Source organism: Polaromonas sp. P1_G1 (assembly GCF_056405595.1).
In genome coordinates, this window is the sequence record NZ_JBFUBU010000089.1 from 1 (window position 1) to 6,409 (window position 6,409).

The 6,409-nt window shown below is 61.1% G+C and carries 8 protein-coding genes; all 8 read left to right on the forward strand.

Annotation, left to right across the window (positions count from 1 at the left end; genetic code table 11):
• A partial coding sequence (locus AC1D1Y_RS25505) for a Gp37-like protein (protein WP_477684810.1) occupies positions 1 to 961 on the forward strand: 961 nt, incomplete at its 5' end.
• A gap of 12 nt (positions 962 to 973) precedes the next feature.
• A complete protein-coding gene (locus AC1D1Y_RS25510) occupies positions 974 to 1,612 on the forward strand; it encodes a hypothetical protein (RefSeq protein WP_477684811.1) in 639 nt (212 codons plus the stop codon).
• Positions 1,609 to 2,676: an N-acetylmuramoyl-L-alanine amidase gene (locus AC1D1Y_RS25515; RefSeq protein ID WP_477684812.1), complete on the forward strand. Its 1,068-nt coding sequence runs from the start codon at positions 1,609 to 1,611 to the stop codon at positions 2,674 to 2,676. The genes AC1D1Y_RS25510 and AC1D1Y_RS25515 overlap by 4 nt, the downstream gene beginning before the upstream one ends.
• Positions 2,676 to 2,921 carry an Acb2/Tad1 domain-containing protein gene (locus AC1D1Y_RS25520; RefSeq protein ID WP_477684813.1) on the forward strand — a complete coding sequence of 82 codons (246 nt, stop codon included), beginning with the start codon at positions 2,676 to 2,678 and terminating at the stop codon, positions 2,919 to 2,921. Before AC1D1Y_RS25515 ends, AC1D1Y_RS25520 begins: the two co-directional genes overlap by 1 nt.
• A complete protein-coding gene (locus AC1D1Y_RS25525; protein WP_477684814.1) occupies positions 2,914 to 3,477 on the forward strand; it encodes a holin in 564 nt (187 codons plus the stop codon). Before AC1D1Y_RS25520 ends, AC1D1Y_RS25525 begins: the two co-directional genes overlap by 8 nt.
• A gap of 434 nt (positions 3,478 to 3,911) precedes the next feature.
• Entirely contained in the window at positions 3,912 to 4,241 is a 330-nt protein-coding gene (locus tag AC1D1Y_RS25530; protein WP_477684815.1) for a hypothetical protein, read from the forward strand.
• A gap of 3 nt (positions 4,242 to 4,244) precedes the next feature.
• Positions 4,245 to 4,832 carry a hypothetical protein gene (locus AC1D1Y_RS25535; RefSeq protein ID WP_477684816.1) on the forward strand — a complete coding sequence of 196 codons (588 nt, stop codon included), beginning with the start codon at positions 4,245 to 4,247 and terminating at the stop codon, positions 4,830 to 4,832.
• Positions 4,833 to 4,836: 4 nt separating this feature from the next.
• Entirely contained in the window at positions 4,837 to 6,276 is a 1,440-nt protein-coding gene (locus tag AC1D1Y_RS25540; RefSeq protein ID WP_477684817.1) for a hypothetical protein, read from the forward strand.
• Positions 6,277 to 6,409 lie beyond the last annotated feature (133 nt).

Consider the following 6,409-nt stretch of genomic DNA (forward strand, 5'->3'; position numbering starts at 1 on the left):
GGACACATCCGAGTGGACTGTTCTCGCAGCACGGTTCGATAACCTGTGGGATCTGATCAAGGCCACGCTCGAAGACGCCGGCCTGATGCTCACGACGCMGCGGTGGATGCCCGGCGACTCACAACCGTTCCCCGATTACTGCATTCTCACTGAACCGACGCTGATCATCGACGTTGTCGAAGCGTCGTTCGTCAGTGGTGCAACCGGAACGTTCCTCGATCCGATCCTCGATCTCGTGCGCGTGGTCTTCCCCGACGGCACGTCAGAGACGGTCACGATCGCGGATCCGAACTCCGGTCAAGTACCTCCGGCCGGCGTCAATCCTCCGGTGGTGATCTGGCGAAGATCGCAACATCAAGGCCTCGTGAACTCGAAGATGGGGATACATCACGCGACCGGTCACACCGTGATCATCGGCGGGAAAAGTCCTCAGTGGGTGAACAATTCGGTCAAGCTCTTGCTGAACTCTGCATTGGCGTACATCGGTCTACTCATAGGCCTGCCAGCGCTCGGGCTCGGCATATTCGACCGAGCTGTCGAAGACGTCATTCTCGCGTGGCAGCGGTTCACGAACACCAAGCGCAAACAGTCGATGGGCTCACACTCGTATCGACAGACGTACGCGCCGGGTGACGCCTGGTCACTGTCCGGGCTGCAGGGTGGCCGAGTTGCCCTGCACGAGAAACGCGGGTTCATCTCGTTCACTGCGGGCGTGATCGACAGCGTGCCATACCGAATCGGCCAAGACGTCGACCTGGGGCACCGCTGTGGGTTCGAGATCGGAAAACGAATCTGGCTCTCATACGTCGTCAAGAAGCGTCGTCGGTGGTCGCGCACGCAGCCACCGATATGGGAGATCACGATCGGCGACTCACGCGAAGACGAGCTACCCGGTTCGTCTGCACTGCGCTTGATCGAAACCCTGCACGCGGAATCCACCAGGTACCAGAACCTCATCTAGGAGCGATCGACTATGGCGGAGCACCATCCAGCGTTTCCGTACAGCTGGCCGGAGACGATGCATCCGTACAGTTTCATCTTTCTGCATCCGCCGTTCGACGAGAACGGCTCGGCCGGAGTTTCTTTCGAGACTCCGCAATTGAATGCTCTCGGGAAGTTTCTCGAAGATCTCGGCGTGAAGTTACCGAACATCGCTCCGCGGTCGGTGACGTTGCGGATCCGCATCGTCGAGCAGCTCTCGGGCGCAGTGGACGAGTATTTACTCGATCGGCCGCTGACTATTCCAGTGCCGGACGCCGACAAAACCGCGTGGCGCATCGTCACTGGTAGCCGCGTCCCGCCCGGACTCGGACTGGACAAGCACAGTGGACTAATCGTCGGCCGACCAAGTCAGACCGGGTCATGGATCGTGCGAATTCACGTCGGCCCGCTCGTCCACTATCAGCCGCCGCTCGTCGGTGAGATCGGCCCGAACAACCTTGGTCAGTGGGTCGACATCGACAAGCCGATCGAACGCCAAGTTCCCACACCGGAACTCGACGATCTTCCTCTCGACGACCTTCCCGAGAAAGAGATCGAGAAGGTCCGCAAAGCGCTGGCGAAATACGACGCCATGCGCGCGAAAAAGAACTCACGAAAGGACAAGCAATGACATGGACAGGTGATCCCGTCTGGCTCGAGCAGGTCATTCGAGATGCGGGCGTAAGCGTCTCGCTCTATCCGGGCGCACTCGATCGAGGGCACGGAGATTTCGGCGAAATCTGGGGCGTCATCGACCATCACACTGGCGCTCCGGTCGGGTCGAATCCTGGCCCCGGTGCGATCGCGAATCACCCGTCGCTCGGACTGGCTTCGCAGATCCATCTCTCCCGCAAGGGTGTTGCGACCGTCTGCGGCGTCGGTATCGCCTACCACGCTGGCGAAGGTTCCTGGCCTGGTATTCGAACGAATGCCGCGAACTGGGTCACCATCGGTATCGAGGCGGAGAACAGCGGTACCGAAGGTTGGTCTTCCGAACAGTATTGGGCGTACGTACGCATCAATGCCGCGATCCTCCACAAGCTCGGGTATAGCTCGACGCGCACAATCGGCCACAAAGAGTGGGCGAAGGTCCAAGGCAAGTGGGATCCGGGCGGAATGGACATGGGCAAGTTCCGCGCCGATGTCGACAACATGATTGCCGAACTGAACGGCGTCAAGCCGGAAGAGCCCGTCATCGAGAACCAGATCGACCGTRTCCGGTTCTTCTCCGATTGGCTCGGCAAGCGTCTGCACGATGGCGAGAAGCCATGCAAGGACGGCGTCGGCCGCTACGCAGACTTCGAGAACGGTTCGATCTACTGGCACCCCGATACAGGCGCGTTACCGGTGCCGAAGCTGGTCTACGAGGTATGGGCTGCCCGCGGCTGGGAGATCGAGTTTCTCGGCTACCCACAACGGTTCCACGTCGTCTACGAAGGCGAAGGTGACCTGCAGAGCTTCCAGGGCGGCACCATCGCTCGGCGCTACGGCACGCCTGGTTTCGTCTGCCACGGCGTCATCGGTCGACGCTGGATCGAAGAGGGCGGCGTGCGCGGCGTCGACGGAMAGCCCACGAAACTCGGATGGCCGACATCTGACGAGTACGACCACGAAGGTGGCCGGCGTCAGGACTTCGACCGCGGATCCCTGCTCTGGCATCCGTCGGGTGCGATCGAGATCCTTGGGGGTAAGTGATGAGTTACCACGATCCGCGTACGTCACAGGACGTCGAGAACCGGTTCGCTTTCCATCCGGCGACCACTCAGGAGAAGCGAGCGGAACACGACAGTGTCCGCAACGCCTGCAAGGAACTCGGCCATCGATTCGACCGAGACCTGCCGCCAAGTCGCGAGAAGGCTCTCGCGCTCACCAAGCTCGAAGAAGCGATGTTCTGGGCTAACGCAGCCATCGCGCGTCAGAAGGGGACGGCTGATGGCTGAACCCGAGAACACGGTCACCGTCGGCGTCCAGCTCGTCGGCACCAACACGATCGACTCACGCGCCTTCTGGCTGGACCTGCTCGATCGCAGCGGCAAAACGTTCGTGCAGACATTGCTCATCTTCGTAGGTGCCGGCGCGACCATCGTGTCGGTGTCGTGGACGACAGCGCTGTCGTCGGCCGCGCTTGCGACGCTCGTGTCGTTCCTGATTGCACTGTCGACATCGACAGCGCTCACCTCCGGCAATTTCGTCATCGACCTGGCCGACCGCGTAGGACGTACATTCGTCAGCGCGCTGGTCGGCGCGATTCCGGCAACGGGAACACTCGCGGACGTGAATTGGCGCGACGCGCTCACGCTGGCGGCGACGGCAGCACTGTTTTCGGTCCTGACGTCACTCGCCACGAGCAATTTCGGATCTACGAAGGGTTTGCCCTCACTGGCTCCCATTCGGCCGGAATTGCTCGCAGTCGAGTCCGCTTCGGCAGACCCGGAACCGGATCCATCTGCGGACGATGTCGCTTTCGGAACCGGCAAGCACCGCAAACGCAATTGACCCACTGACCCAGTAAGGGGGCCAGTGATGGTCCGAAGAATTGCCCTCGCAATCCTGGGTGCCACCTCTGTAGTCCGGGGATCGTCGTACATCGGTCCGCGATCCCCGGACTCGTCACCCGCTCAACTCGCGTTCGTAGACCACCTAATCCCACTGTCCTGGTATGCGGTCGGCTGGATCGTCACCGGCGCTGTCGCTATCGTGGCTGTCTTCTGGCGGCGACTTCAACCGATCGGATTCGGATTCGCCATCGCCTTCAATCTTCTTTGGGCGGGCAGTTTCATGCTCTCGCAGATCTTCTTGCACATACCGCGTGCGTACGTCTCCGCGATGAGTTACGTAGCCATCGCCGGTCTGGCTATCTGTGTGGCTGCGCTCAGTGAACGCTCACACCCTCCCGCGTTTCCACGGGGGGTGGAATGTCGCCCATCGGAATGACACTCGCTGGCGTCGCAGCCACGATCCTTGCCGGAATATTCGGATATCTCGGCGCACGGCTCGCCAGGGCCTCGTCCAGGGAATCGAACACAACAGACAACTGGGCAGAACTGTTCAAAGCCAACGAAGTTCAGTTCGCGCGGATGGACGCTCGAATCACTCAGCAAGACGAGCGAATCAACCGCCTGGAATCAAAGCTTCGGGACGAACAGAAGCGGTTCCGGCTCGCGCTCGCATTCATTCGAGAGCTGTTGCGCTGGATCGAACATCACGTGCCGGGACAGCAACCGCCCGACGTTCCCGACTCACTCAAAGAGGAGGTGTGAGAGATGACCTCACCTGATCAGTTTGTACCCCCACCATCCGGCTCCGGAGCGCAAGACACCAAGGACATTGCAGAAAAGCTCGGACTTGGAATGCGTGATGGGCAGGAGGATTTGAACGAGAGAACGGATCTGCTGTCACCGCTACTCGACTACGGATCCGCTTACGCGAACACTGTTGCAGGACTCTTCAACAAGGGACAGGTCGGATTCACCAACAAGGTGGGACCGATGCAAGGTTGCCACCTTGCGAGCGGGCGAATCGTGTTCGACGATCAAGGCCTGTGGGACATCCGCTGTCAGCTGTGGATCGACTACATTCAGTTCCTCTCGGGCATGGTCGAGTGGGAGATTCGCGTCCTAGACCCGTCTGGTCAAGTCTTCTCGAGACAAAAGACGCGCATGACAGATCAGGAACCGTTCTCGTCGACGAACATCACGTCAGTGGTCGTTCCGACACCGGGATATCAGGTGCAGATCTACATCACCGAAATGGCACCCGGCCGTGGCGCGCTCGGCGGACCCGCCTTCAATCGCCTTTCTGTGCAACACATCAGCCGCAAAATCAACGAAGGCGATACGGGACAGGGGTAATGACGTGACCATCATCTTCGAGGACTTTCAAGATCTCGCACTCCGGCCGGACAAGGTAACAGCAACCTTCCACGGCGTCCCGTATCGCACCAAGGCCGACGGCGACGGCATGATCACCCCGACCGATATCCCGGTCTACGCCGACGCGTCAGGACGCGTCACCTCCCCGGATCTCGACCCTGGGCCGGGGCGCGTCACGATCGCAACCCAGAATTGGCGAGCGACTTACGATTTCATGATTCCGGACTCTGGTTCCCATCGACTTTCGGAACTCGAACAGATCATCATCTCCGACCACAAGGTGATCACGAAGGGCGAGAAGGGCGACATCGGCGCTGGCGTCACCCTCTCCGGATCCGTGCCGACGTACGCAGATCTCGGCCCCGGCCCGTGGGATCTCGGCGCAGCATTCGTCGTCAATGCCGACGGATTGCTCTACATCTACGGCACCGGAGGGTGGCCGGCCGACGGCGAAGGAGCAGCGTTCCGTGGTGAACGCGGACTTTCCATCAATTCCGTTGCAGTGACGGGCAATCAGCTGCAGTTCGGACTCGAGGACAGCACTGCTCTACCCAAGGTCACAGTCCCCGCACTCACGCAGGCATCGGCAGACGCGGCGTCGGCGGCTGCATCTCGCACGGCGGTTGACACGGCCAAGGCGGACACGTTCACAGCGCGTGACGCGACACTTGCAGCGAAGGGGCAGGTCGACACGGCGCGGACGGACACGCTCAACGCGAAGGCGTCCGTCGATGCGAGCGTTGGGACGGTGGCAGCCGACAAAGCTGCAACGATTGCAGCTCGCGATGTGACGCTGTCTGCGACGACGCAGGCCGAAGGATTTGCGAGCACCGCCAGTGCGCAGGCCGGTGCGGCGAACCTGAGCGCGACATCTTCRGCTACCTCTGCGAACGCATCCTCGATCCACGCCGATCGATCTGCGGCCGAAGCTGACCGCGCCGAGGCTGCGGCGGATGAAATCGCCACTGGCGCAGTTGCCGACAATGCGATCTCGACGATCAAGGTGCAAGACGGCGCTGTCACGAAACCGAAGCTCGGCGCGGCGGTGCAGGCGAGTCTCGACAAGGCCGATAGTGCAGTCCAGGGGACCGATGCACGATTGACTGACGCTCGACCACCGACCGCGCACACTCACGCGATCGGGAATGTCACCGGTCTACAGACTGCGCTCGACGGGAAGTCGGCGACGGCGCACACGCATGCAGCTGCCGACATCTCGGACGCTACGACTGTGGGGCGAAACGTCATGAAGGCTACCGATGCTGCTGCTGCGCGTACTGCGATCGGTGCGGGCACGGGAAACTCGAACCTGTCGATCGGAACGACGTCGTCGACGGCGATGCGCGGTGACGCGAACCAGTTCGTGACTGTCCTGCCGACGACAGGCCAGATCACCGGCGTCATCTACCACGTGACGGAGTAGGCAATGTCTGCACACATCTGGAACGGCACCGCGTTCAAGAAGGTTCTCCGAAGGACGATGTGGACCGGCAGCGCATGGAAGGACATCAAGTCCTCGCACCGCTGGACAGGCTCGGCGTGGGAGACGATCTACT

Bases quoted from the DNA above. Each gene is read 5' to 3' on its own strand.
- AC1D1Y_RS25510 (WP_477684811.1), top strand. From the start codon at position 974: ATGGCGGAGCACCATCCAGCGTTTCCGTACAGCTGGCCGGAGACGATG.
- AC1D1Y_RS25520 (WP_477684813.1), top strand. From the start codon at position 2,676: ATGAGTTACCACGATCCGCGTACGTCACAGGACGTCGAGAACCGGTTC.
- AC1D1Y_RS25525 (WP_477684814.1), top strand. From the start codon at position 2,914: ATGGCTGAACCCGAGAACACGGTCACCGTCGGCGTCCAGCTCGTCGGC.
- AC1D1Y_RS25530 (WP_477684815.1), top strand. From the start codon at position 3,912: ATGACACTCGCTGGCGTCGCAGCCACGATCCTTGCCGGAATATTCGGA.
- AC1D1Y_RS25535 (WP_477684816.1), top strand. From the start codon at position 4,245: ATGACCTCACCTGATCAGTTTGTACCCCCACCATCCGGCTCCGGAGCG.